Here is a 24324-nt window from a genome sequence, read left to right as displayed (position 1 = left end):
TGTTAATCAACTGGGTTTTTAAGCCTTTACACTAAATTTTCAACTACAGATTTGAAGTTGCTTGTAAGCAAAAAGGTTGATGTATGAGCGAACGTAAGCAAGCTATTTCGCTGCTTAATAAAGCCGCGCTACCAGAGCGCCGCCATTTGTGGCTGGGTTTATTCTGGCTGATCTGTGCTGCATTGCTGGAGGCCGCCGGGCCGCTCCTAGGCAAGGCGTTTATTGATCAGCATCTCTTGCCCCGCGTTTTAAACTGGCCCGAGATTTTTATGCTATTGGGTGGCGGGCTGGCTTGTGGCTGGGCGGCGTCTTTGATCCGCTATCTGCAATTACTGCGGCTTGCAGGCGTGGCCATGCGCTCCGTTAAGCGCTTACGCGAGCAGGTTTATAGCCATGTGTTAGCTCTGCCGATGGCGTATTTTGATAAAGCCATCACGGGCCAGCTGGTCAGCCGCGTGACCAACGATACCGAATCGGTCAAAGCGCTGTACGTACAAGTGCTGTTTGTGATGCTGGACAGCCTGATTGTGGTACTTGGTACGCTGACAGCGATGGCATGGCTGAACTGGCGCCTCATGCTGATGGTGCTGATCCTGATTCCGGCTGTGGTCTTAATTGTGTGGATGTATCAGCGCTGGAGCGCGCCATCGGTCACCAAAGCACGCCAGCTGCGCAGCGATATCAATGCTCAGATGGCCGAATCCATCGCCGGGATGAGCGTGGTGCAGGCAACGAACTCTGAGCAACGCTTTACCGCCCGCTTTCAAAGCACCAATAACAGCCTGTACGCCGCACGTATGGCCGAATTGCGCGCCAATGCCTGGCTGCTGCGCCCTGCGCTGGATTTTTTAAATGTGGCGCTGCTCGCCACAGTAATTTGGGTATTTGGCCAGCAAAGCTTCAGCGGCTTGGAAATTGGCGTGCTCTACGCCTTTGTCAGCTATATCGCCCGCGTGGTAGAGCCACTGATCCAGATCACCATGCAATTTAGCCAAATCCAGCAAGCCGTGGTCTCGGCGGCACGGGTTAATGTATTACTGGGTGAAAAACAAGCCATCAATGGCGATGGCCATGGGCAGGTCAGCAAAGGCGCCGTGCACTTTAAAGACGTCGCCTTTGGCTATGACGCCAAGCGGCCTGTGCTGCACGATCTGTCACTGACGATTCCGGCGGGCTCTTTCTACGGCATTGTGGGCCATACCGGCAGCGGTAAATCCACGCTGCTTTCCTTGCTGCTGCGCTTTTACACGCCGCAAGCGGGGCAGATCGAAATTGATGGCTTCCCCTTACTGGAAATTGGCGATGCCGCATTCAGAAGCGGTGTTGGCCTAGTGCCGCAAGACCCGTTCCTGCTGGCATCCAGCGCGCGCGACAATATTGATATGGGACGTAAACTCAGCCAAAAAGAGATCGAAACCGCCGCCAAAGCCGCTAATGTGCACGAGCTGATTTTAAGCTTAGAAAACGGCTACGACACCGATATGGGCGAAAGCGGCACGCGGCTGTCTACCGGCCAGAAGCAACTGATCGCCATCGCCCGCGCGCTAGCAGGCAAGCCACGCATCCTGCTGCTGGACGAAGCTACCTCGCATATCGACAGCGAAACCGAGCAAATCGTCCAGCAGGCCCTCACCCGCCTGCACGGCAAGGTCACCATGATCTCGATCGCCCACCGCCTGTCTACTATTCGCGATGCCGATCAGATCATCGTACTAAACCACGGCCGCATTGCAGAAAAAGGTAATCACGAAGAGCTGATGCAAATCGAACGCGGCATTTATCAGCGGCTTTATCTATTGCAACAGTTGGATGGCGGGCAATAAACCCACCAAATCTTGAAACACAGAGTGAAGCACTGCTTAAAGACTCTGTGCCCTCCGTGTTTCAAGGTTTGGATTAAATTATTTTCATCCAACACTTTAAGGGTAGCCCTATGTACAACCCTACCTCCTTTGCCGTCAAAGACACCGAAACCCTGCATCGTTTTATTCGGGATTACGGCTTTGCCACGCTAATTAGCCAAGTGGACGGTAAGGCCTTTGCCAGCCATGTACCGCTCACTTTAATTGCAGAAGAACAAAAGCTGGTTGGGCATGTCGCGCGGGCTAATCCACATTGGAAAGCGTGGCAAAACGACGCTCAAGTCTTGGTGATTTTCCAAGGCCCGCATGGCTATATCTCGCACCGCTACGTCCCTAGCGGGCCACAAGTGCCCACTTGGAACTACAGCGCAGTGCATGTGCAAGGCTGTATTCAATTACTAGACAGCCCCGTACCAGCCTTAGCCTCCCTTATCACCCAATACGAGGGCGAGCCTTACGCACGGCCAGACATCATGCCCGCCGAATTTATCCAGCGCTTGCAAGTGGCTGTTGTTGGCTTTGAAATCAAAATTGAATCGCTGATCGGCAAATTTAAGCTTTCGCAAAAAGATACTCAGAGCGAGCAGAGCAGCATTATGGAGGCCTTAGCCCAAGGCTCACCATCCGATCAGGAACTTGCGGCCTTTATGCAAAAGCACCTAGCTAAACCCAAAGCTTGAGCAAGAAGAAAAGAACTACTTTGTAAGTGATGTAAATGGTTTTTCCCTAGCCATACAGCCTTCAACGCTAAATCTTGAACCACAGAGAACACAAAGGACACAGAGTTTCACAGAGGAAGACGAATCTCTTTTTTCTCTGTGACCTCTGTTCTCATTTTCTCTGAGGTTCAAGATTTGGGTTTTTAGCGTGCCCCCACTACAAGTCGCGCCTTTTGGCGAAGAACTTGTCAGCTTTTATGCAAAAGCGGCCAATAATCGGGCAAAATAGCGGCCTGTTGCCCCACTCTGATGCCTTAAGGAATTGCGATGACCGGCCTTACCACGACCAATTTGACCAGCCTGACTAAAATTTACTCAGGCAAAGTACGCGATCTTTACGCGATTGATGATGCGCGCATGCTGATGATCGCAACTGACCGCCTTTCTGCATTTGACGTGATTCTGGCCGAGCCGATTCCTGAAAAAGGCAAAATCCTCACCGCTATTTCCAACTTTTGGTTTGATAAGCTAAAAGATGTAGTGCCTAGCCACTTCACCGGCGAGCGTGCGGAAGACGTGGTCAGCGCAGCTGATTTGCCACAAGTTGAAGGCCGTGCCGTGGTGGTTAAACGCCTGAAGCCCGTTGCTGTAGAGGCGATTGTGCGCGGCTATATCGCAGGGTCTGGCTGGAAAGAATATCAACAAAACGGCACCATCTGTGGCATGCCCTTGCCAGCGGGTTTACGCGAAGCGGATCAGCTGCCAGAGCCCATTTTCACTCCGTCCACCAAGGCAGAATTGGGCGACCATGATGAAAACATCAGCTACGCGCGTTGCGAAGAAGTGATTGGTGTAGCGCTGGCCGCCAAGGTGCGCGACACCGCGATTGCGCTCTATAAAGCCGCCAGCGTTTACGCGGCAACCCGTGGCATTATCATTGCCGATACCAAGTTTGAATTTGGCTTGGATGTGGATGGCACGCTGTGCCTGATGGATGAAGCACTGACACCGGATTCCAGCCGCTTCTGGCCTGCCGATCAATATGTGCCGGGCAGCAACCCACCGAGCTACGACAAACAATTTGTGCGTGACTGGCTGGAAACCACCGGCTGGGACAAAACCCCGCCAGCACCTGCCTTGCCTTTAGAAGTAGCGCAAAAAACCGCGGCTAAATATCGTGAAGCACTGGATAAGCTGACTAAGTAATCCATGCATCAATAAGGGCGGTGGCTTCTTTTTGCAGAAGCCACCGCCCTTTTTATTGGCTCAAAGAAAAATACATTTACCTAGCGGGCTTTCACCACGCCGGCCCCTGCTGCAATCCCAGCGTCTTCTGCTAGGCTTAAGCACCCATCAGCCTGGTATTCAGCGCCCATGTTCAAGTTCTTACAACAGCTTTTTTCGAAACCAGCACCACCGCCTCCCCCTGTTAACCCCACTCATCAGGGGCCAGCGATTACCTTGCAGCTGCAGCACGTAAATATTATTGATCAAAGCGGCAAGATCGTGGGTAGCCTGCTGCGAAGGCGGGCACAAAATAAAGAAAGCCTTGCACAGATTCTGCTTGAAGAAGGAGAACTCATTCGCCACGCCGTGCGGCTTGGCACAACGATGAGCAAAAAACGCCTGCGCCTCTTAGAAATCTCTGCAGGCAGCTTGCTGCAACCCGAGCTGGCTCAGCTGGCCGCTCAAGGCAATATGCTGCTGCTAAACACCAATACAGCTCTGCCGGATCGTGGCCTTTCGGCCTTACAAAAGCTGCAGAAAGCAGGTCTTGGCCTTGCCCTTCAGCTGCCCGCAACCTGGTCATCCGAAATCGTAGCCCAAGCGCAATGGCTCGCTTTTTCTGTAAATGGCAAGCTGGCCCCGGATATAGAAAGACTGGCACGGCGCATTCATGTGCAAGGCTTAGAAAAACCCATGCTGATGCTTGATCTGGCATGGCACGATGAATTTCAGCTTTGCCAGCAGCTCAATATTGCCTATGCCGCAGGCAGACTGTTTCATCAGAGTACCTGGCAAGAGGGACCGGTCGAGGCAGGGTTTTTAAGAATTATGGATTTACTGAATTTGCTGCGGCAAGACGCAAGTAATAGCGAAATTGCAGTTTCGCTTAAAACCGATCCGTTGCTTTCATTCAGGGTGTTGGCACAGGCCAATTCTGCCGCTGAAGCGCGCAATAAAAAAATCGACACGCTAGACCAAGCCTTGGTTGCCATAGGCAGGGAGCGTTTATACCGCTGGTTATCTTTACTGTTGTTTTCTTTACCCGGCCAAGAAAAACCCAACCCAGGCTTACTGGAATACGCCTTATTACGCGCCGAGCTGACCGAACGCCTTGGCAGCCAGCGCTGGCCTCAGGAAAAAGATCACTTGTATTTGCTGGGCCTGTTTTCTGTGCTTGAGCAGCTGATCCACCGGCCCCTTTCGCAGATTGTCGGGCTGCTTAAGCTGCCGGAGGCCGTCTGCGCTGCTTTGCTGCACGGCACGGGGCCCTACGCGCCATTTTTAAACCTCGCCATTGCCAGCGAATCTGCACAATGCCCAGATGCCAAGCTGCTGGTAGCATGCGGTATCAATGCGAATCACTATTTCAAAGTGTATTACGAGGCACTGCTGAGTGTAGAGGCCGCCAGCGAAGAGGCTTAAAACAAGCGCTCTGCAAATAATGCAGGCTCAAACACCTTGCGCCACTCCACTTGCTGAGCGGGCACAAGCTGATCTGGCTCTCTGGCACAAAGCGCAGATAATGCCCCCCAGAATGGATCTTCTTCCGGCAATAGCTGGGCCAGCTCGCCGGGCAAGCAGAACATCGGTTTGCCTGCCAGATTGCTTGTCATACTGGCCGCAATATCTGGTGTGCTGGCCTTAATAAACAAAGGCACTTCCGCACGTGTTCGCCATTGCTGTGGCGTTAATTTATAGGCAAAGCGAAATTTATCGTTGCGATCGCCTTTACTGCGGAAGAAGTGATCGTCAAACACGCCTTTGCGATAAAACGCCGCGGTTAAGGAAGGCTTATGATCGCCAATTAATGCGATTACCAGCGGGCGCTTGCGCTTTTTAGCCTGCGCCTCAAGCTGTTTCACAAATTTTTCTAAGTGTTTGACTGCGGCATCTAGGCGCTGATTGTAATCACCCAAACCACCGTCATAATCTCTGTCTGTGTAATTGCCATGAGTCATCACCGTCACTAAAGACAGCATGGTTTTGCCCTTAGCCGGGCCTTCCGCATAGGCTTTGAGCGCCGCATCGTATAACAGATCATCCGTTGGCCAGGTTCTGGTTTTCCACGACATTTCTTCTACAAAGCGTGTAGCGCTAAAACCGAAGCTGGGGTAAACCTCGCTCCGCTTCCAGAAATTGCCATGAAAATTATGCATACCAATCGTTCGGTAACCCGCGTCTTTGTAGCGGGAAACCAGCGTTGCAGCATTGCTGCGATAGCTGCTGGCGTAATTCTGATAATCAATGCCCGGCAATACTGCTGACGATAAACCTGTGAGCATTTCAAACTCGGCCTCGGCCGTGCCGCCGCCGTAAACGGGGCTGAGCATCATGCTGCCACTAAAGCCCTTTTGCTTTAAACGCGCAATCGGTGTGATAAAACGCTCATCATTCAGGCTGGTAAAACACGCCTCACATAAAATCAGCGCCACATCCGGCTCAATGGCCTCTTGAGTTTTAAGCGAGCCCAGCTTGTAAAAAGAATGCGGCCCGGCGGCAGGCAGCTTTACGCTCTCAGCCGTTTGGTAAAGATGCACTAAAAGGCCGTTCTGGCGAGTATTCTGAATAAAATTGTATGAAAGATAACTGGCGTTAAAATGATCAGCCAAAATGCTGCTTGTGGTTTTATTAAGCACGCCATGATCAAAAATACGCGTTAATAAAAGCCCAGGTAAAAGCAAGGCCAGAACCAGCCGCCACCATGCAAAACGAGGCCTTTTCCAGATACCCAAACCCACTGCACACGCCACCAACAGTGTAAAAGCAATCATTTCCCAGTTTAAATAACTGGCTAAAGACACGCCCTGTGATACTTCAAACAAATCACGGGCCAGCAGCGGCTCACCCGTTTGCCCTTCTTTCAACCAACTGGCCTGGCATAACAGCCCCTCTAAACTGACCGCCGACACCGCTGCAGCCCAGCGATTGAGCAATAGCGCCAAAAATGCAAACAGCAGACCAGAAAACAAGAGGCGCTGAGTGCTCCAATTCTGATCCACAAAAAACCGGCCAAGCAGCAATAAAAGCACAGGGCCCAAAATAAAGGCCAATTGCTTAGCTATTTTTTGAAATGAAGCTGTATTTACAGAAGACGACATCAGCATAAACCGGCGAGTGCACACATAATCCAAAAGGGCGGCAAATCTATCATAAAATCAACACATTAACGTAATAAAATCATAATGAAGCAAAATATTTACAGCCCAACCCCAGCAGTAAAGCAATGACTCAGCATTTCACCGTAATAAAAACCGACCTCATTCACTTGGCATTTGTACCATGCACTCTGCATCTATTGCCGTTATCCTCGGCCAGTGGCACACATATAAAGGACAACTATGTATCAGGGAGAGCGCTTCAATAGCTGGAGCCACCTTATCGGGGCAGCACTTGCAATCAGCGGGCTGATCGTGCTGCTCACCTTTGCGGGCATGACGGGCGACCCGTGGAAAATCGTCAGCGTCGCCGTCTATGGCAGCACACTAGTGCTGCTGTATGTGATTTCTACCCTCTACCATTCGCTCAAAGGCCAGGCCAAGGCGGTTTTTCAGCGACTAGATCATTGCGCCATTTACCTGCTGATTGCAGGCAGCTACACGCCCTTTGCTCTCGTCACCCTGCGCGGTCCGCTGGGCTGGACCATCTTTGGCGTGAACTGGGCACTGGCCATCTTTGGCATCGTGCAGGAAAACATCCTGGGCAAACGTACACGCATTCTTTCACTGGGGATTTATGTCGTAATGGGCTGGCTGATTATCTTTGCCATCAAGCCCTTAATGGCAGCCCTCCCTGCCGAAGGCATGACCTGGCTGGCCGCAGGTGGCGTGATTTATACGTTGGGAATTGTATTTTACGTACTCGACACCCGCATTCCCCACGGCCATGGAATATGGCATCTATTCGTACTAGGCGGCAGCCTCTGCCAATTTATCAGCATCTTGTTTTATGTGATTTAGCTAAGGGAAGTAAAAACCCAAATCTTGAACTACAGAGAACACGGAGGACACAGGGTTTCACAGAGAAAACCAATCATTGGCTAATCATGTACTTTGTATTCTCGTTTTACTCTGTAGTTCAATATTTTGAGCGCTGCCTAATTTCCTTCAAAGCAACAAAATACAGGTTTAGGTTTTGTCGCTAACGAGCTACTGCAACAAACTCCACAACATCTTACTCGCCAGCACAATCAACAGAGCTGCGAAGCATTTTTTCAGCACCGGCACAGGCAGACGGTGGGCCGCCGCAGCGCCGACCTTGGCCATAGGGAAGCTTGCCAGCACAATGCCCGCCAGCGCAGGCAGATAAACAAAACCTAAAGCCCCCTGTGGCAAGCTGGCCGACCAGCCACTGACCACATAGCCCAAGGCGCCTGCCAGCGCAATCGGAAAACCAATCGCAGCCGATGTGCCGATTGCCTCTTTCACAGGCACATTGCATAGCGTCATAAACGGCACAGATAAAGATCCGCCACCTATGCCTACCCAACTGGAAACCAGGCCAATGGAAGTCCCCACCGCAGTCATGCCGCCTTTGCTAGGCAAGGCTCTGGATGGCTTAGGTTTAATATCCAAAAGCATTTGGGCCGCCACGAGGTAAGCAAACAGCACAAAAAACCACTGCAAGCCTAAGCCAGGGATAAAAGCCGCCAGCTGTGCGCCCGCAAAAGTGCCCAGCAAAATACCTGGCGTAATCGCCTTTACCACCGGCCAACGCACAGCACCACGGGCATGATGGGCTTTCAGGCTGGCGATTCCCGTAAAAACAATCGTTGCCATCGACGTGCCTAAGGCCAAATGCTGATGATGCTCTGGCGGCAGGCCAAGCAGGGCAAACACATACAAAAGCGCAGGCACAATCACCAGCCCCCCGCCCACCCCCAGCAAGCCTGCCAAAAATCCGGCAATCAGCCCGACACTTAAATAAGCCAGAATCGCGGTCAGCATAGCTTGGCCAGAATAAAGGCCGCATCCGCTGCAGATACAGGGGTGATGGAAAGCCGCGAGCCTTTTTGCAGCAGCACCATTTGCGCCAGCTCGGGAAAACTACGCAGCTCGCTCAAACTTAATAGGCGCGTCTTTTTTACAAAACGCACATCAACCTGCAGCCAACGTGGCTTTTCTGGCGTCGATTTGCCATCAAAATACTCCGAAGTTGCATCAAACTGAGTCGGGTCTGGATAGGCCAGGCGGCAGACGGTTGCAAGGCCAGCAATCCCCGGCTCTTTGCAGCTGGAGTGATAAAAAAACACTGGGTCGCCCAGCTGCATCTCATCGCGCATAAAATTACGCGCCTGATAATTGCGCACGCCGTACCAGCCCACTGTCTGATCAGGGCGCGCTACCAGATCATCAATCGACACATCATCCGGCTCTGATTTCATCAACCAATAATTCATTTTTTGCTCCCTTTTCAGCCATTTCTAAGCATTTAAAGCAAGCTAAGCAGCAATCACATCACCTTAACCGTATCCCAAACCAGCTTAGAAATCAGCGTGACCGACAAGATCAAAAATAAGCGGCGTACCCAGACATTCCCGCCTTTTAAGGCCATTTTGCTACCCACTTGCGCACCAGCGATATTGGCAATTCCCATCGGAATGGCGTAACCCCAAATCAGCATTTGGGCGGGGATAAAGAAGGCAAGCGCGGCCAGATTGGTGGCTAAGTTCACCACTTTGGCCGATGCCGAAGCACGCAGAAAATCGAAGTGAAATAAGCGCACAAACAGAAAAATCAAAAAGGAACCGGTGCCGGGGCCAAAGAAACCATCATAAAAACCAATTACCAGCCCAATCAACAAACCGATATAAAGATCACGGCGGGTCAGCTCCCGCTCGGTATCTTCTTGCCCAAAAGAGGGTTTTAGCCAGGTGTAGACCAGCATAATGGCCAGCAGAGCAATCACCATTGGGCGTACCCATTCCAGCGGCAAAAAGTGTAAAGACCGTGCGCCCAGATAAGAGCCAACAAAAGCCGATCCGGCCGTGGGTAATAAAATATTCCACGGCAACTTCACCCGCCGTGCATAACGCACCGCCGCAGATGCTGTACCCATCATGGATGCTAATTTATTGGTGCCAAAGAGAGCGGCTGGAATTTCACGCGGCAAGATTGCAAAGAGGCCAGGAATCATCACCAGCCCACCGCCACCAACGGCAGCGTCAATTAAACCGGCAGTAAAAGCGAGTGGGAGCAGAAGAATTAAATCAGTAAGCATAGAAACTCGCAGATGCAGATGGCTGACCATTATCGTGCAAGCTTCTGATAAGGAACAGAGGCAGATTTCTTTAACATCAACCATAACAGGCAAAAAAACAGAGCACCGAGGTGCTCTGTTTCTTAGGGAAGGTAGCAAGCGGCAGTGACTTGATTTGGAAGGAGATACAACACCATAGACACTAAGCAATTTTTCGCTTTAACAAAAACAACGCAAAACGCATTGACCGCGCTCTCCGCATGGAGCTTAGAGCCCCCTTGAAACACGCCGAAGCGAGGAACAAGCGGGCGGGGTTTCTTTGATGCCTGTTTGAGTGAGCTTGCGAACGAGTTCCGCAGCCGCCGCTCGATTGTCCGCAGATGAGGGGCCTTCGTGTTTCGTGGGGTCGCCTTCTTTGCTTACTTTCTTGGCGAAGCAGAAATCAAAGACTTCGCGGGGGCTCCCGCACCAAAATCAACGTGCCGAAGGCACTAAAAAGACAAGTACTGCATAACATCAGTTGCTAAATATAAAAAAAACAGAGCGCCGCAGCGCTCTGTTTTTGATGGCAGGGCAAAATGCCCACCAAACAATTAGCCCAACAAAATCCGCAACATACGGCGTAGAGGCTCAGCAGCGCCCCAGAGCAACTGATCACCAATCACAAAGGCACTGATATATTCCGGGCCCATATTGAGCTTACGCACACGGCCTACGCCGATATCCATTTTGCCGGTGATAGAAGCCGGAGTCAGCTCTTTAACCGTTACCGCGCGATCATTGGGCACCCATTTCACCCACTGATTGCCAGATTGAATCAGCGCTTCAATTTCGGCGAGCGGCAGGTCTTTTTTCAGCTTAATAGTCAGGGCAAGGCTGTGGCAGCGCATTGCGCCGATCCGCACACAGAGACCATCAACCGGAATTGGCGCTGCATTCCCGAGGATTTTATTCACCTCAGCCTGGCCTTTCCATTCCTCCTTGGTCTGGCCGTTATCAAGCTGCGCATCAATCCAAGGGATCAGGCCGCCAGCTAATGGCGCACCAAAGAATTCTGTTGGCACATCGCTGCGGATGGTTTCTGCAACCTTACGGTCGATTTCTAAAATCGCCGAAGCTGGGGTAGCCAATTCATCTGCTACTGAGCCATACACCACGCCCATGCCCTTAATCAGCTCGCGCATATGATTTGCGCCGCCGCCAGATGCGGCCTGGTAAGTCATGGAGCTGACCCAATCCACCAGACCCGCTTTAAACAAACCGCCCATACCCATCAGCATGATGGAATTAGTACAGTTGCCGCCGATATAGTTTTTAACGCCTTTGGCTAGGGACGCACGAATCAAATCGTCATTAACCGGGTCGAGCACGATCACCGCGTTTTCTTCCATACGCAGGGTAGAAGCCGCATCAATCCAATAACCATCCCAGCCCGCTGCACGCAGTTTTGGGAAAATATCTGAAGTGTAATCACCGCCTTGGCACGAAATAATCACGTCCATCGCCGACAGCTCTGCGATATCGTTGGCGTTTTTCAGTGTGCCCGCATCTTTGCCAAAATTCGGAGCTGGCTGACCAGCTTGCGAAGTCGTAAAGAAAACCGGGTCAATCACGTCAAAATCTTTTTCTTCCTGCATGCGTTGCATGAGGACAGAACCCACCATGCCGCGCCAGCCAACCAGACCTACTTTTTTCATGGTTTTATCCCTAGCGGTAAAATAAACCAGAATACTGAATATTCAGCCCCTTTACTAGGCTCTGTTTCTCATTTTTCAAAAAATGTAAATTAGGGCTCTGCCGAACAAAAGCCATCGCCAATAGGAATGTCAGCAGGCAATATTTGCGCTTAAGAAATTTCAAAGCCCATGTAATATCAAGGCTTCTGGGGGAAAGTAATGCGTGTTTTAATTCAAAGAGTAAAGCAAGCCAGTGTGGCTGTGGAAGGCGAAATCCGCGGGCAAATATCTGCCGGATTATTGCTGCTGGTGGGCATTGAAAACAGCGATTCTGAAGCCGATTTAACCTGGACCGCCAAGAAAATATGCAATTTGCGTGTTTTTGAAGATGAAGCAGGCGTAATGAACCGCTCGGTGCTCGATTGCCACGGCCAAATGCTGGCTGTTTCGCAATTCACCCTATTTGGCTCTTACAACAAGGGCAATCGGCCATCTTGGGGTAGAGCGGCCAAGGGGGAAATCTCTCAGCCGCTGTTTGATGCCTTTGTAGCAAAGCTAGCGGAGCTGAGCGCCCAGCCTATCCCTACAGGAATCTTTGGTGCAGATATGCAGGTTTCACTGATTAATGACGGCCCGATCACGCTAATGTTAGATTCAAAAAATCCTGAGTAGCCTGTCGGGCTTTAGCGCCCGTAGAGAGGAAACGTTCGGTTTGAAGCAGATTTTGATGGTTTCATGAGGCCAATAGCGGGCTATTCAACAAGAAAATCCTCAACATATAGCCAAATCCGACGTTTTCGGATTAGGGTAGCCTTAAGCTTGGCAAGCTGCTCAGTAAAGCTGCTTGACAGCAAATCAACTCATGGCCAAAATGAACTCCACAGCGCCGAGTTGATTTTGCCAGCTTGCGGGCGCTTTATAAATGCAGCTAAAGCAGCGTAACCCGCGTTGCGGGTTTTTTTGTTTTACGCGCCTATTAATCGACAACTTGCGAGGCGCGCTCAGGTTAGTAGTACAAATCCTGGGGAAATATCGCTAAAGCGTTGGCCGCATCTGACTTCAAAAACCCTTGCGACCAGCTTCCCACTTTGTGAATTAGGAATGCTGCCATGTACGACTGCCTAGCCCCAGAATTAACCCGAGCCACCCGCGAACTCCACCCGGCACTGCGCTGGAAAACTCAAAGCTGGCTGCGCCTCAATGCCAAACGCAATACCTCGCCACTGGCACTATCCAAGGCCTTTGCAGCGGCCACCAGCTTAGGCTTTCGCACCGAAAATTTGGCCAATGGCAGCATTGTTATTTTGAATCTAAATTTGCAAGATGCGCTGATGTTCAGCCGGCGATATCCCGATTTACTTGCAGAATACGAACCCATCAATCCATTTTGTTTGCGTAAGTAGCAGTCTGTTGGACTCGATCTGCGGCAAGCAAGTAAAAAAAACTGTAGATCACGATGACGACCTCCCGACTCACCGATATTCGCGCCACCTGGCACCTTGCATGGCCCATTGCCATTGGGCAACTCGCCACCACCGGCACCGCCTTTATTGATGCCGTAATGGCTGGCCATGTTTCGGCAGGCGATCTGGCGGCAGTATCGGTGGGCTCGTCCATCTGGGTAACAATGATGGTGACACTGATGGGCTTTTTGCTGGCCATCAGCCCGCTGGTGGCGCAAAAAATTGGCGCAAATGATCTGAAGCCCATCCCCAATCTAACCCAGCAAGCGCTGGTGCAAGCCCTGATCCTTGCCTTGATTGGCCTAATTTTAATTCGCTTTTTATTGCCGATTTTTAATCATCTGGGCCTTGAGGCCATCGTTGCATATAAAGCGGGTGAATTCTTAAAAGCCGTCAGCTGGGGCTTACCTGCCTTTGCCTGCTACCGTGTTTTATACAGCTATAGCGCCGCACTGAATCAAACCAAGCCCATGATGGTGATTTCCATCTTCTGCCTGCTGCTGAATATCCCCTGCAACTGGGTGCTGATCTACGGCCACTGGGGCTTTCCGGCCATGGGTGGCGTAGGCTGCGGCTGGGCAACGGCGTTTTGTGTATGGGTTAACTTTTTACTCTTAGCGGCGTGGATTCGCTATTCCCACGTTTACAAAAACACCCATCCATTTCGCGCATGGCAAAGCATTGATTGGCACGCTCAAAAGCAGCTTATTAAGCTGGGCCTGCCCATTGGCATGATGTTTTTTGTAGAAGTCAGCGCGTTTAGCCTGATTGGCCTGCTGATTGCCAGCCTAGGCACTGTCACAGTCGCGGCACATCAGATCACGCTGAATTTCTCATCGCTCACCTTTATGGTGCCGATGGCACTGGGCACTGCGCTTACCGTGAGGGTAGGCCATGCCATTGGTGCGGGGGATTATAAAGCGGCGCGTTTTATTGGCCAGAGCGGCATTCGCATGGGCCTGTGTATTGCCCTATTAACCGGCACAGCCATGATTTTTGCCTCGCGCTTTATCGCGGGCTTTTATACCAGCGATACGGTTGTACTGATGCTGGCCAGCCAGCTGCTGGTATTGGCAGGCTTCTTCCAGTTTTCAGACGCCACGCAAGTGGTGGTGGCAGGCGTATTGCGCGGCTACAAATCTACCCGCGGCCCCATGCTGATTCACCTTACCGCCTTTTGGGTGATCGGCATTCCGCTGGGCTATTTGCTCACCTTCGGCACCTCCACCCTGCCTGGCCACGGCGTGCAAGGCTACTGGATCGCCCTGATCGCCGCCCTCACCTGCGCGGCGTTATCACTGATGGCGCTATTTCGTAGGGTAAGTTTGAAGCAGTTGGTGGTCTAAACATGACTTGCGTTTAGCAGCGTCATTGCCAAGCAGTAAACCATCATAGGTCGGGTTCAACCCCATGAGCACGAAGCAAAGTCTAAAAGATCTGTTTTAGTGCCTTCGGCACGTTGATTTAGGTGCGGGCGTCCCGCTGGACCTTCGTTTCTTGTGTGACCAAGAAACGAAGCCAAGCCACAACCTCAAAAACACGAAGGCCCCTGCGCTGCGGACAGTCGGCGGCGGGCGGGATTGGCTCGCTGCCTCGCTCCCAAGCGATCCCCCGCCCCGCTTGTTCGGAGCTTGCGTGTTTCAAGGGGACTTTAAAGCCCTATGCGGAGATCGTGGTTATTGTGTTTTTTCGCTGTTTTCTAATGAAACAAACAAATTGCTTGCACACGGGCAAAACCCGCCGTTTTCCTCATGCTTCTTAGCAAAATCTGGCGGGTTTCACCCGCCCTAGGAATGCAATGCTGGCATATGAATGAGCATTAGAATCCCAACTCCGCCAGCTCAAAACAAGCCAAATACATCGCAATATTCTTCATCGCTCTAGCTACGTACTCTTCTTTTTCTCCTACCGGCGCAACGTAATAAAGCGCTTCTTTAGCGGCATCAATGCCCGCAGATTTAGCAATGATCCATGCGGCTAGATAAGGTGCGGCAAAGCAACCTCCTGCGGTGGCGATATTATCTTTGGCATAAAAAGGTTGATTCAGCACCTCTACACCCGCCTCTATCACCCAAGGCTTGGTAGTAAGATCGGTGCATGCAGGAATCGCACCTAAAAGGCCCAGTTTCGCCAGCACCAGCGCCCCAGAACATTGGGCAGCGATAAGTTGCCTGCCAGGATCCAGCTTTAGCTGCGCCATAATTTGCGGATCATTAATCACTTCGCGCGTTTTGGCACCACTCCCCACCAGCACTGCATCTGCACTCGCCACCTCGTCCAATCGGCTCTGCGCATGCACCGTTACGCCATTCCATGAGGTAACCGTCGCCTCCGGACAGCAAATGCTGACCCGCCACCCCGGTACTCGCTTGAGCACGCCAAGGGCGATAAAAGAATCAAGCTCGTTGAAACCTTGGAAAGTCAGAATGGCGACATGCATAGATCAAATCCTTAATTGAACTAAGAACCCGGCCTAAAAGTTAGGCCGCAACGGGCGAAGGCAAAATATGCAGCACTTCAAACACACAGCACACAACCGGCATGCTCTCTGCAGGCTGGCGGCCCAGCTGCTCGCAGGCCCGTTCAAAGAAACCCCAATGCGCCTGCCGCCAGTATTCCAACGAGCCATCGCCTTCACCCTCAATCGCTGCGTATTCGGCGGTTACTTCTGAATACGGCACGATATAAGCGCTCACAACACGCGTAATCAGCGCTGGCTCGTTATGGTGATCAAGCACAATCTGCAAATCGCCCACACATGGCACAGGCACTTGATCCGCTTCATGCCCCCACAAAAGGCCTGTACCCGCTCGTTTTTTCCCTTCGCGAATCAACGCTAATAACTCTTCAGACAACTCCGGCGAATCGCCATAGCCATCTACAAAAACGGGGCCATCTGGCAAAGAAATGCCAAGAGCGTTTAACTTTTGCATCACTTGCGACAGAGGTGGAAATGCTTCCATGGTTTTTTCCTGACTTTTTATGTTACGCACGCTCTTGAATAACTGGTGGCAGCAGCGAGAGAACAGATACGCACTCCAAGTACCCACCGATCAAAAATTCGTAAGGTTGGTTTTCCTGATGCTGAGTGTAAAAGTCATCTCGTGTGCTCTCAAGCTCCAACCAGCCACCCGTATGTACTTTAAAAAGCCAGGTCGACGCAAGTGTTTGGCCGGTTGAGTTGATCCATACCGAAGCAAGATCAAGCTCATCGAGCATCCTTAGCCCTGCAACTGACTCAAACTCAACAACAAAGCTACGACCCGAACGTTTTGAGGCCACGACAATCTGAGTAGCCTCAGTATCGCTCCAGCACAAGCTTGTAACCTTCATCGTTTCATCGGTAAATGGAACAGCAATTGGTGTTAGATGTACAGGATTCATAAAAGACCTAAAAACACTGAAGGGTGGATTAGCCCTAGGCGTCCCCCCTCCAACGGCTTCAAAACATACAATTAATCAGGAATTCGCTTCCATTTCAACGCCAAACAAAATCAATACCAATAGATGCAAGTGCCGTAACCAGTTTTGGGTGAGTAAGGGCCGATTCGGAGATGTAGTGCCCCTCCCCCAGCATTACAGCGTGATCAGCTTCGCCACCGCTTGCCCGCACAGCCTGCAAAAAAGCCTCTGCATCAAGCCAGGGATCACCTTCCCCCGAAATGACCAAAAACCTTGTAGCAGCCTGATTAGCAACAATCGGCACGGATGCGCCTGGGGCAATCGCAATATGAATGCTCGCCTGAGAGCCAAGCTGAGCAAGCAATTGACAAACCCCATCCGCGCCAAGGCTGTAGCCAAGCAAAGCGCTTGCTTCGTATTGTTTGCCAAGCCCGGCCATAAGATGAGCAAGGCGTTCGGCAGACCAAGCCAGCCCGGCCTCCAGCTGAGGGCAAATCACATCAGCATTAACAGTAAGACGCCCTTCATTAAGTGCTGCAGGAAGGCCATACTTGGAGACCAAAGACAGATCATCCCCACGCTCACCCATTCCATGCAGCCATACAATACAGCGTGGCGACTTTGCGCCTGACGCATGGGGAAAATTTAAAAGCCTGAAATTTTCGGGAGGCAGAACGGCATACATTTAAGTAATACCCTTTTCAAGTAAAAGTAAGCCATACGTAGTACAGCAAAAGCACATATGTGATTGAACTAGCTTCAGATCTGAATTGACCGCCAATAAATCGCCAAATCAACCATGGTTTATTTCAGGTGTCTCTTACATCAAAAAACGAGGAACAATCCCGCCCGCTTCGCTGCTCTCGCACATCACAGTGCTTTGCATCGAATCGGCCGAATGTACGGCTTCGCTAAATTGCTCATTCTCAAATAGCACACATACATTTTCACCCGCACCCACAGCCACGCCACTTACACTGGCCAGCAGCGGCTGACGCCAGGCTTCGCTATCCAGATGAGGGCAAAACGTAGCTGCTAACAGCCCCAAGCCACCGCGTATTCCGCCGCCCGGCACGCTATCCGTAATGTACTGCTCAAACCAACAATTCGCTCCCGCGCTAATCCCCGCCAATACCGTGCCCGCCGCGTAGGCTTGGCGTAGCGCTACATCTAAGCCAAACTCGCGCCAGACCGCCAACATGGCAACCGTATTGCCGCCACCCACATAAATCAAATCCGCCTCCAGCACTTCCTGAGCATAATCACGCCGCATATCAAACGGAAAGAATGACAGGCTGGACGGCTGACAGCCCAATGATGAAAACGCTTTGTAAAACTTTAATTGCGCCCGTTCGGCATCACCGGATGCCGTGCCTAAAAATAAAACGCGCGGGGCAGATTTCCGGCACAGAGAGATCAAATAGGATTCTTGCAAGAGGCGTGCATCATCCAATAAAAACCCACCACCACCGATGGCAACAATTCGACGCGTAACAAACGCTGGCTGTAAATTCGTCATTAAAATCCTTTTAATATTTTCCTAAAACCGAATGATTAAATGCAAATATCAGACTTTTTTAAACGTATCAGTACGTAGATTAGGCAAGGTTTATCTGCCCAACGAGTTGCGGTACATAATTAAATGTTGGGCAGATAAAGCGTTAGCCCAATCTTGCTCACACATTTTATCGCAAGAGGAAACGACCCCGTTCAAGTACAAGTAAGCCAGAGACAAATTTGCAAAAGCAATCGCTCAGGCAAGCTGACAGCTGGGCGCAGCCTCATCAAACACCCCCAGTGCGCGAAATAGCGTGTGGGCAAGCAGGATATGGCCACGGGCATTGGGGTGGAAGGCATCAGACATATAGGCGGGCAAGTTTGCGGTGAGGGCTTCCCACACTGCTGCATGATCGATCAGGGGGACGGCCAGCTCTGCCGCTAGGCTGCGCATCGCCGCATTGTATTGGGGCAGCGTCAGCGCCCGCTCGGGGGCCTGCCCCGGCAAGATCGGTGTAACCGTCTGCAAAATCACCTCGCCGCCCCAGCCCCGCACGGTGGAAATCATCGAGGCCAGATTGGCGCAAAACTCATCCAGCGGCACATATTGCCCATCGGCCAGCCTGCTGTTGCAATCGTTCATTCCCGCCATCAGCAGCACTACATCCGGCTTAAAACGCGCCACGCGCAGGGGAAAATAGCTCAGCATCTGCCGCGTGTTATGCCCAGAGCAGGCGGTATTGAGCACCACATCATCCGGCCGCTCCAGCTCAAACCGCAGCCGCTCGGTAAAGTGCTCACTAAAACACCGCGCCCCCGCCGTATGCAGCACACCATGGGTAATGCTGTCGCCGTAAAACAGCCAAGTACGCGGGGAGGAGGATTGCTGCAGGCTAGGTAAAATCATGGCGATTTCCGTAAGTGCGTCAGTATCTTAGTGAATAAGCAGCGGCTGCTTTGATATCAGCGATCCGGCGGGGATTGATGTTTATGCAGGGCGTTTTAACAGAGGCCCGCATCACAGCGCTTTTTTGAAAAACACCACCCGCTCAGTTTCATTAAAACCAAGTGATTTATGCATGGCATGGCTCTGGGTATTGTCTATTGCAGCATCAGAGGCCAATTCCTTGCAGCCATGCTCTTTGGCCCATTGCTCGGCGGAGGCAACCAGCTTACCCGCAATACCGCGCCGTCTTGCGCCTGGCTCAACATAAATGCCTTCAAGAAAAGCCACCGGCGAAGACTCCGTACCATTTACATAATCGCCCCGCACGGCCAGCTCAATAAACCCAAGCGCCTTGCCAGCTTGATCGTATGCCACAAATTGGGCAAAACGCTGCGGGGAAGCTAAAAACAACGCCATTTCAGCCAGATGCTTAGCACTTGAGCAATCAGGCCAAAGCGCGGCCCGAAGTGCGAGCCAGCCCGGCTGATTAAGAGATTTACAGGGAGTGATCATTTCATTACCTGATGCAGTGTGCTGATAAGCGTTTAATCCTAGCCCTATTAGTTCATTGCAAGGATAGTGATTGCCCAATAAGTCAGTTGAAACTGATATCAGGCATTTTTTTGGTAACGAACGATGTGCATACCATCCTTAATAAAATCAATTTTTCCAGTTTTCTTGTAGCCTAATTTTTCATATAAATAGCAGTTTCCGGCTTCTTCCAGAATAGTATCAAGCTGCCATCCATTTCTTGGCTTGTATTTTCTTTCGATAATTTCAAACACCTTTTGTGAAATGCCCTTATTTCTGTATTCTGGCAAAATAAAAACCGGAGAAATACGGCATACCTCTTCCTTAATATTCTTTTGTATTCTGATTGCACCTGCAAGGACAGTGCCAAAATAGATAAGGAAGTATGTAGAATTAGCCTGAGTCATTCTGGCTATAAATCTATCTATAGGTTCTGCGCCAGGGCTTAATTCAAAATCCTGATACCTACCCAACAGGTCCTTAAATGATTCCAATTGCATTTTATGAATTATTTGAGCATCAGCAAGTATTGCTTCAACGATGTGAACAGTATTTTCATTCATTATGTTCCCACTCCCTAGCACGTAGCTTGGGCAAGCTTTATTTGCCCAACAGCTTGCGGTGCATATTCAAATGTTGGGTTGATAAAGCTTTAACCCAAGCTACTTGCTCACGAGAAGTTCCTGCGGTATTTGACGAAGCCAAGCTTGGACGAGCCGGCAAAGCCTTGCAGCTCGAAAAACTGGTGGGCCTCAACCCGCTGCGACGAGCTAAGGAGCATGATTTTGGAACAGTTGGCCCGCTTGCAGAGCGCCTCAACCTCTTGAAAGAGCGCTGATCCAATGCCATGCGAACGCACTTGCTGATCGACGATCACATTTTCGACGACTGCAAAGGGCTGGGTACCGAACATGACGTCTTCGCACAGTGAGAGAAGAGCGGTACCGCAGACAAAACTGCCTTGCTCTGCCACAAGCACGAAGTGGTGTTCGGATTCGGCGAGCCTCGCAAGATGCTCAGGCGAGATCGTAACGGCAGGATTGGAGACAAGCTGCCCGTAAAGGCCACGAATGGCGGCGGCGTCACGGTGCGATGCTCGGCGAATGAGGATAGCGGTGTCGTTCATGTGGCCTTGATTCCAGCACCTAACAATATGTAGAAACCCTAAAACAGCACGTAGCTTGGGCAAGCTTCATCTGCCCAACAGGTTGCGGTGCATATTCAAATGTTGGGCTGATAAAGCTTTAGCCCAACCTACCGTGCTGGACTCTACCCCCAGTTATTTAGAGGGTGATTCTCAAGCGCCGAAATACGAACGAATTTATTTTTCTTCTTCGCGCCACAATATTTTTTTACATTGAGTACACATCAGCTTTCTGCGGTAATCAGAGATTCGAATTAAACCAGTATCGAGTTGCTCTGTGTGGCCGCATTTTGAGCATGAAATCTTTTCGCCATGTTTTGCCGTTGGATTTTTAGCTAAGTATTCGTCCAGCGTCGGAAGACGCTCCCAATCTTTTTGTGCAGACGGCATGTACATTGTGTAATAAAAGATCGCAGCAAATAAAAGGATTAGGGCAATGATGTAAATGATGGTCATTACTTTATATTTCCAAACATAGAGTTATGGTAATCCTGCAGAGCTGCCTGAATAAGCTCTGAAGATACAGAACATAGTGAGGATATTGACTCTGACCTCAATTATTAAGCGACTTATTAGTCTTTATTGAACTTGACAGATTCAGGCCCGGTATTAGCTCTTTTAATAACTACGGTGCCCGCAAGCTTGTCGTGCCAGCCTTGTTTTCGCCTATCAAATGCAACCCAAACAATTCCCAAAAATAGTGGTGCCATTGCTAAAAAATATGCGAAGTAACGACTAATTAATTGTGCGGTACTTGCTGGCTTCCCTGTTGTGGCATCAACTATTGTTGCCGATATTGCCATTTTTCCAGGTGTGGCCTGTTTTAGCTTCCAAAAAACAATTACAGCAATTGCTGGCAGAACCCAAGTGATTAAAAAATCAGCTGGTCCAACAATAAAATCTGCTTTCTCACCATTAAAATATCCCCAGCCGTAGATTGATATGAGAAGAGGTGCGGTTATAAGAAAAGTTAAAATTGTGTCGATTATAGTTGCGCCTGTTCTTACCCAAAAACCGGCATATTCGAATTCTTGATTTTGCATTCAAACGTTTCCTTGTATTTTTTAAATAGAGCCTGGCAATGTTTGGCCGCTCCCCCCCCCAAAAAAAAACAGAAGAACCACCATCTTGCGGTATATAAAAATGCCACGCTCTCTGGCGAAACCCTACGGAATGCGGCAAAAATAATGCGACGCTGAATAACCACATCCTCTTGAGCAGAGCCTTCTTCCTTGCTCGCATACCCTGCAAAAAAACAAAACACGCAGTATGATATCAGCAAATAGTAAGCAATATTTATTATCTCTTACGCCAAACACTAAACTCCTCTCCCCTATCCGTCGCCCTCATCGCTTTTTTCAGCAGGCTATAGTCCCTAATATTTGCAGGCATGCTGCTGCCTTGGATTAATAGCTGCGGGCATTCTTTACCACTGCCTATTTCAAAGCGCTCTACCCGCATGCCGGTGTAGTAGTGGAAGTTGCCTCGCTCGTGCTCGCCTAGGCCAAAGCTGGCCAGGCACTGGGTTTTATCCAGTTGAGTGGCTAATCCCAGCATCATGGCTTTATAGCTTTTGCTGTAATTTAAGCCGGGTAGCAGCAGGCTGAAGACGAGGCCATAGCTCATCACCAGCACGGCCAGCCAGCGCACGGCACCCTGATGTTTGCTCCACTCTGGCGCGCGCCAGGCCAGATTCCACACGATGATGGTGAGTGCGAGCGCAGATAGCACGCCCAGCCAGTTTGGCTTTTCTGCAAAGCCCGGTAAGAAATGCAGCAGGCGGGCTTGCAAAGGCAGGCCAAAGTAGAGCGCGGCCCATGTCCACCACAGCAGGAGTGCGCTGACGGCCAGCAGGCATAGGGCCACCAGACCAAAGCGGCGCTCAAAGGCGGCGGGCACGCTGGATGCTTGCGCGCCCATCCATACGGCAAAGGCCACTACAGCGGGCACGGCGTAAAGCTCCATCGAGGTTTTTGCCAAGGACAAAATGGTGTAAGTCAGCAGGCAAAGTAGCGCTGCCGGGGCGGCGTTTTTAAACGCATCGAGGCGTTGCCTGAAAAATAATACGGGCAGATAGAGGATCAGTGGGAAGGCGTGCCAAGGCAGGATCTTCAGGTAAAAGCCACGCTCGTATTCCGGGCCAAGATTATTCTCGCCTAGGAAACGCCCCAGATTATTCACCCAAAACCAAGTGTGAAATAACTCGGGCGAGGCCAGCCATAAGCGCCAAGGCCAGATTAGCCACCAAGGTAATGCGGCCAGCAGAGCAATACTTAGCGTCAGTAAATAAGTCTTTTGCCGATAAGTGCGATCAACAATCGGCAGCAGCAAAGCAGCCAAGCCAAGGCAGCCCGGCCCTAGCAAACCCTTAGTTAAAAACGCCATTCCCCAAGCCGTGCCCAGCAGCAGGCCGCTGGCGAGTGGCCGCGAAGGAAAGATAGAAAATGCGTAGAGGGCGATGGCAAAGCTGGCAAAGAGCGCGCTATCGGTCAAGATATGATGGCCATTGCCAACCAAGCCCAGCGTGCCTGCCAGCAAGATAGCCGTAAGCCATGCGGCTTGCGATGGATTATTCGCCCGGCTGCGGGCGGCAAATTGCCCAGCGGCCAAGGCGGCAAAGATAAAGGTCAGCGCAATATAAAATGCCGCCGCCAGCCTTGCTGCTGCATGTACGGGCAGCCAAGTAAATACATAGCGGGAGAAGCCCGCTGCCGTCCAGAAAAACAGCGGTGGCTTTTCCATAAATGGCTCGCCAGACAGCATCGGCACCAGCCAGTTATCCCGCAGCGTGTATTCATAAACTAAGCCAAGGATATAGCTTTCGTCGGGCTTCCATGGGTCATGCGGGGCAAACGAGGGCCAGAACCACAGTGCCAGCAGGGCAAAGCAGCACCACTTCCAGTTAACTCTAAAACTCATCCCTTATCCCCCAGCGCTTCATCAGCTGATGCGGAATTTGGAACTGATCCAATATCCTTGCCACCACAAAATCCACCAAATCGGCGATGGTTTTAGGGTGGTGATAAAAGCCCGGATTAGGCGGCAAGATCACCACACCCAGCCTTGCCAGCTTGAGCATATTCTCTAGATGCAGCACCGAAAAAGGTGCTTCACGTGGAACAACCACTAATTTTTTGCCTTCCTTAATCATCACATCCGCAGCACGCTCTAATAAATTATCCGAAGCACCCACCGCAATCGCCGATAAAGCGCCCATGGTGCAGGGGCACACAATCATGCCGTCGCCGGGATTAGAGCCGGATGCCATAGGGGCAAACCATTCTTGCTGACCAAACACTTGCAGCTGCGCTTCATCCGCCACGCCATAACGCTGGCGAAAATACACGGCCAGATCAGCCGCGCGCGAAGGCCAAGTTTCATCCAGCTCTTGCTTGGCCACAATTTGCGCCGCCTGGGTATAAAGCACATGCACGGTGCAACCCGCCGCCAGCAAGCATTCCAGCGTGCGCAGGCCATAAGGCAGGCCGGATGCGCCGGTAAAAGCTAATGTTATTGTTTTCATTTAAAGCCTATTAAAACGATGTCACACCCAAATATCTGTTGATACAGACTCAGAGTAAAAAAACAGAAAGTGAAGAGAATTTAATCTAGTGATACTTGCTTAGTGCCTTCGGCACATTTATTTAGGTGCGGGATCCCCGCGAAGTATTTGATTTCAGCTTCGCCAGAAATCCTAGTACGCAAAGAAGGCGACCCCACGA

At 50.9% G+C, this 24324-nt stretch carries 26 protein-coding genes; 8 read left to right on the top strand and 18 right to left on the bottom strand.

All coding sequences use genetic code 11. The annotated features are described in order from the left end of the window. Window positions 1-83 precede the first annotated feature (83 nt). From DYD62_RS17880 to DYD62_RS17865, 4 genes are all read left to right on the top strand, one after another. On the top strand, window positions 84-1823 hold the full coding sequence (locus DYD62_RS17880; RefSeq protein ID WP_115228752.1) for an ABC transporter ATP-binding protein: 1740 nt from the start codon (window positions 84-86) through the stop codon (window positions 1821-1823). Between the two features lie 110 nt (window positions 1824-1933). Next, entirely contained in the window at window positions 1934-2542 is a 609-nt protein-coding gene (locus DYD62_RS17875; protein ID WP_115228751.1) for an FMN-binding negative transcriptional regulator, read from the top strand. Between the two features lie 306 nt (window positions 2543-2848). Continuing rightward, the gene (locus DYD62_RS17870) at window positions 2849-3727 is read left to right on the top strand and encodes a phosphoribosylaminoimidazolesuccinocarboxamide synthase (RefSeq protein ID WP_115228750.1); all 879 of its coding nucleotides are present in this window, start codon (window positions 2849-2851) and stop codon (window positions 3725-3727) included. A 168-nt stretch (window positions 3728-3895) separates the two neighbouring features. Continuing rightward, complete coding sequence (locus DYD62_RS17865; RefSeq protein WP_115228749.1) at window positions 3896-5170, top strand: EAL and HDOD domain-containing protein; 1275 nt, start codon at window positions 3896-3898, stop codon at window positions 5168-5170. On the opposite strand, the gene DYD62_RS17860 is transcribed toward DYD62_RS17865, so the two are convergent. Then, window positions 5167-6846, bottom strand: a complete 1680-nt coding sequence (locus DYD62_RS17860; protein ID WP_165928706.1) for an LTA synthase family protein — start codon at window positions 6844-6846, stop codon at window positions 5167-5169. The genes DYD62_RS17865 and DYD62_RS17860 overlap by 4 nt on opposite strands. 240 nt (window positions 6847-7086) lie before the next feature. Between DYD62_RS17860 and trhA the strand changes: the two genes are divergently transcribed. Beyond that, window positions 7087-7704, top strand: coding sequence for a PAQR family membrane homeostasis protein TrhA (gene trhA / locus DYD62_RS17855; RefSeq protein WP_115228747.1), 618 nt, complete (start codon window positions 7087-7089; stop codon window positions 7702-7704). A 189-nt stretch (window positions 7705-7893) separates the two neighbouring features. On the opposite strand, the gene DYD62_RS17850 is transcribed toward trhA, so the two are convergent. The 4 genes from DYD62_RS17850 to asd form a co-directional block, all read right to left on the bottom strand. Then, the gene (locus tag DYD62_RS17850) at window positions 7894-8691 is read right to left on the bottom strand and encodes a sulfite exporter TauE/SafE family protein (RefSeq protein WP_115228746.1); all 798 of its coding nucleotides are present in this window, start codon (window positions 8689-8691) and stop codon (window positions 7894-7896) included. Beyond that, the gene (locus DYD62_RS17845) at window positions 8685-9143 is read right to left on the bottom strand and encodes an EVE domain-containing protein (protein WP_115228745.1); all 459 of its coding nucleotides are present in this window, start codon (window positions 9141-9143) and stop codon (window positions 8685-8687) included. Before DYD62_RS17845 ends, DYD62_RS17850 begins: the two co-directional genes overlap by 7 nt. Window positions 9144-9196: 53 nt before the next feature. Continuing rightward, the gene (locus tag DYD62_RS17840; protein ID WP_115228744.1) at window positions 9197-9964 is read right to left on the bottom strand and encodes a sulfite exporter TauE/SafE family protein; all 768 of its coding nucleotides are present in this window, start codon (window positions 9962-9964) and stop codon (window positions 9197-9199) included. A gap of 572 nt (window positions 9965-10536) precedes the next feature. After that, entirely contained in the window at window positions 10537-11640 is a 1104-nt protein-coding gene (gene asd, locus DYD62_RS17835; protein WP_115228743.1) for an aspartate-semialdehyde dehydrogenase, read from the bottom strand. Between the two features lie 198 nt (window positions 11641-11838). Between asd and dtd the strand changes: the two genes are divergently transcribed. The 3 genes from dtd to DYD62_RS17820 all read left to right on the top strand — a co-directional run bounded on the left by dtd (window position 11839) and on the right by DYD62_RS17820 (window position 14428). Then, window positions 11839-12291, top strand: coding sequence for a D-aminoacyl-tRNA deacylase (dtd, locus tag DYD62_RS17830; protein WP_115228742.1), 453 nt, complete (start codon window positions 11839-11841; stop codon window positions 12289-12291). Between the two features lie 437 nt (window positions 12292-12728). Continuing rightward, window positions 12729-13022, top strand: coding sequence for a hypothetical protein (locus tag DYD62_RS17825; RefSeq protein WP_115228741.1), 294 nt, complete (start codon window positions 12729-12731; stop codon window positions 13020-13022). A gap of 53 nt (window positions 13023-13075) precedes the next feature. After that, window positions 13076-14428: an MATE family efflux transporter gene (locus tag DYD62_RS17820; protein WP_115228740.1), complete on the top strand. Its 1353-nt coding sequence runs from the start codon at window positions 13076-13078 to the stop codon at window positions 14426-14428. 473 nt (window positions 14429-14901) lie between these two features. Here DYD62_RS17820 and DYD62_RS17815 read toward each other — a convergent pair whose 3' ends face one another. The 13 genes from DYD62_RS17815 to DYD62_RS17755 all read right to left on the bottom strand — a co-directional run bounded on the left by DYD62_RS17815 (window position 14902) and on the right by DYD62_RS17755 (window position 24125). Beyond that, the gene (locus tag DYD62_RS17815) at window positions 14902-15522 is read right to left on the bottom strand and encodes a DJ-1/PfpI family protein (RefSeq protein ID WP_115228739.1); all 621 of its coding nucleotides are present in this window, start codon (window positions 15520-15522) and stop codon (window positions 14902-14904) included. 40 nt (window positions 15523-15562) lie between these two features. Beyond that, on the bottom strand, window positions 15563-16045 hold the full coding sequence (locus tag DYD62_RS17810; RefSeq protein ID WP_207916614.1) for an ASCH domain-containing protein: 483 nt from the start codon (window positions 16043-16045) through the stop codon (window positions 15563-15565). A 22-nt stretch (window positions 16046-16067) separates the two neighbouring features. Then, complete coding sequence (locus DYD62_RS23480; RefSeq protein WP_132038679.1) at window positions 16068-16466, bottom strand: hypothetical protein; 399 nt, start codon at window positions 16464-16466, stop codon at window positions 16068-16070. 94 nt (window positions 16467-16560) lie between these two features. Continuing rightward, window positions 16561-17169, bottom strand: a complete 609-nt coding sequence (locus tag DYD62_RS17800; RefSeq protein WP_115228737.1) for an alpha/beta hydrolase — start codon at window positions 17167-17169, stop codon at window positions 16561-16563. A gap of 135 nt (window positions 17170-17304) precedes the next feature. Then, entirely contained in the window at window positions 17305-18003 is a 699-nt protein-coding gene (locus DYD62_RS17795; protein ID WP_115228736.1) for a Type 1 glutamine amidotransferase-like domain-containing protein, read from the bottom strand. A gap of 234 nt (window positions 18004-18237) precedes the next feature. Further along, complete coding sequence (locus DYD62_RS17790) at window positions 18238-18888, bottom strand: SGNH/GDSL hydrolase family protein (protein WP_115228735.1); 651 nt, start codon at window positions 18886-18888, stop codon at window positions 18238-18240. A 111-nt stretch (window positions 18889-18999) separates the two neighbouring features. Then, the gene (gene aac(6') / locus DYD62_RS17785) at window positions 19000-19440 is read right to left on the bottom strand and encodes an aminoglycoside 6'-N-acetyltransferase (RefSeq protein ID WP_115228734.1); all 441 of its coding nucleotides are present in this window, start codon (window positions 19438-19440) and stop codon (window positions 19000-19002) included. Between the two features lie 98 nt (window positions 19441-19538). Next, complete coding sequence (locus DYD62_RS17780) at window positions 19539-20021, bottom strand: GNAT family N-acetyltransferase (RefSeq protein ID WP_115228733.1); 483 nt, start codon at window positions 20019-20021, stop codon at window positions 19539-19541. Between the two features lie 107 nt (window positions 20022-20128). Then, the gene (locus DYD62_RS17775; protein WP_115228732.1) at window positions 20129-20584 is read right to left on the bottom strand and encodes a GNAT family N-acetyltransferase; all 456 of its coding nucleotides are present in this window, start codon (window positions 20582-20584) and stop codon (window positions 20129-20131) included. 195 nt (window positions 20585-20779) lie between these two features. Beyond that, window positions 20780-21058 (bottom strand): hypothetical protein, encoded by a 279-nt coding sequence (locus DYD62_RS17770; RefSeq protein ID WP_115228731.1) that lies wholly within the window; start codon window positions 21056-21058, stop codon window positions 20780-20782. A 116-nt stretch (window positions 21059-21174) separates the two neighbouring features. Continuing rightward, window positions 21175-21645, bottom strand: a complete 471-nt coding sequence (locus DYD62_RS17765; RefSeq protein WP_115228730.1) for an RDD family protein — start codon at window positions 21643-21645, stop codon at window positions 21175-21177. A 256-nt stretch (window positions 21646-21901) separates the two neighbouring features. Then, on the bottom strand, window positions 21902-23521 hold the full coding sequence (locus DYD62_RS17760) for an ArnT family glycosyltransferase (RefSeq protein WP_115228729.1): 1620 nt from the start codon (window positions 23519-23521) through the stop codon (window positions 21902-21904). After that, on the bottom strand, window positions 23511-24125 hold the full coding sequence (locus DYD62_RS17755) for a flavin prenyltransferase UbiX (RefSeq protein WP_115228728.1): 615 nt from the start codon (window positions 24123-24125) through the stop codon (window positions 23511-23513). The genes DYD62_RS17760 and DYD62_RS17755 overlap by 11 nt, the downstream gene beginning before the upstream one ends. Window positions 24126-24324: the final 199 nt, after the last annotated feature.

Source organism: Iodobacter fluviatilis (genome assembly GCF_900451195.1).
In the GTDB taxonomy this organism is placed as follows: domain Bacteria; phylum Pseudomonadota; class Gammaproteobacteria; order Burkholderiales; family Chitinibacteraceae; genus Iodobacter; species Iodobacter fluviatilis.
This window is presented reverse-complemented; position numbering and strand designations above follow the sequence as displayed.

Excerpts from the sequence above, each read along its gene's own strand:
- DYD62_RS17880 (WP_115228752.1), top strand. The coding sequence starts at position 84 with ATGAGCGAACGTAAGCAAGCTATTTCGCTGCTTAATAAAGCCGCGCTA.
- DYD62_RS17875 (WP_115228751.1), top strand. The coding sequence starts at position 1,934 with ATGTACAACCCTACCTCCTTTGCCGTCAAAGACACCGAAACCCTGCAT.
- DYD62_RS17870 (WP_115228750.1), top strand. The coding sequence starts at position 2,849 with ATGACCGGCCTTACCACGACCAATTTGACCAGCCTGACTAAAATTTAC.
- DYD62_RS17865 (WP_115228749.1), top strand. The coding sequence starts at position 3,896 with ATGTTCAAGTTCTTACAACAGCTTTTTTCGAAACCAGCACCACCGCCT.
- DYD62_RS17860 (WP_165928706.1), bottom strand. The coding sequence starts at position 6,846 with ATGTCGTCTTCTGTAAATACAGCTTCATTTCAAAAAATAGCTAAGCAA.
- trhA (WP_115228747.1), top strand. The coding sequence starts at position 7,087 with ATGTATCAGGGAGAGCGCTTCAATAGCTGGAGCCACCTTATCGGGGCA.
- DYD62_RS17850 (WP_115228746.1), bottom strand. The coding sequence starts at position 8,691 with ATGCTGACCGCGATTCTGGCTTATTTAAGTGTCGGGCTGATTGCCGGA.
- DYD62_RS17845 (WP_115228745.1), bottom strand. The coding sequence starts at position 9,143 with ATGAATTATTGGTTGATGAAATCAGAGCCGGATGATGTGTCGATTGAT.
- DYD62_RS17840 (WP_115228744.1), bottom strand. The coding sequence starts at position 9,964 with ATGCTTACTGATTTAATTCTTCTGCTCCCACTCGCTTTTACTGCCGGT.
- asd (WP_115228743.1), bottom strand. The coding sequence starts at position 11,640 with ATGAAAAAAGTAGGTCTGGTTGGCTGGCGCGGCATGGTGGGTTCTGTC.
- dtd (WP_115228742.1), top strand. The coding sequence starts at position 11,839 with ATGCGTGTTTTAATTCAAAGAGTAAAGCAAGCCAGTGTGGCTGTGGAA.
- DYD62_RS17825 (WP_115228741.1), top strand. The coding sequence starts at position 12,729 with ATGTACGACTGCCTAGCCCCAGAATTAACCCGAGCCACCCGCGAACTC.
- DYD62_RS17820 (WP_115228740.1), top strand. The coding sequence starts at position 13,076 with ATGACGACCTCCCGACTCACCGATATTCGCGCCACCTGGCACCTTGCA.
- DYD62_RS17815 (WP_115228739.1), bottom strand. The coding sequence starts at position 15,522 with ATGCATGTCGCCATTCTGACTTTCCAAGGTTTCAACGAGCTTGATTCT.
- DYD62_RS17810 (WP_207916614.1), bottom strand. The coding sequence starts at position 16,045 with ATGGAAGCATTTCCACCTCTGTCGCAAGTGATGCAAAAGTTAAACGCT.
- DYD62_RS23480 (WP_132038679.1), bottom strand. The coding sequence starts at position 16,466 with ATGAATCCTGTACATCTAACACCAATTGCTGTTCCATTTACCGATGAA.
- DYD62_RS17800 (WP_115228737.1), bottom strand. The coding sequence starts at position 17,169 with ATGTATGCCGTTCTGCCTCCCGAAAATTTCAGGCTTTTAAATTTTCCC.
- DYD62_RS17795 (WP_115228736.1), bottom strand. The coding sequence starts at position 18,003 with ATGACGAATTTACAGCCAGCGTTTGTTACGCGTCGAATTGTTGCCATC.
- DYD62_RS17790 (WP_115228735.1), bottom strand. The coding sequence starts at position 18,888 with ATGATTTTACCTAGCCTGCAGCAATCCTCCTCCCCGCGTACTTGGCTG.
- DYD62_RS17780 (WP_115228733.1), bottom strand. The coding sequence starts at position 20,021 with ATGAATGAAAATACTGTTCACATCGTTGAAGCAATACTTGCTGATGCT.
- DYD62_RS17775 (WP_115228732.1), bottom strand. The coding sequence starts at position 20,584 with ATGAACGACACCGCTATCCTCATTCGCCGAGCATCGCACCGTGACGCC.
- DYD62_RS17770 (WP_115228731.1), bottom strand. The coding sequence starts at position 21,058 with ATGACCATCATTTACATCATTGCCCTAATCCTTTTATTTGCTGCGATC.
- DYD62_RS17765 (WP_115228730.1), bottom strand. The coding sequence starts at position 21,645 with ATGCAAAATCAAGAATTCGAATATGCCGGTTTTTGGGTAAGAACAGGC.
- DYD62_RS17760 (WP_115228729.1), bottom strand. The coding sequence starts at position 23,521 with ATGAGTTTTAGAGTTAACTGGAAGTGGTGCTGCTTTGCCCTGCTGGCA.
- DYD62_RS17755 (WP_115228728.1), bottom strand. The coding sequence starts at position 24,125 with ATGAAAACAATAACATTAGCTTTTACCGGCGCATCCGGCCTGCCTTAT.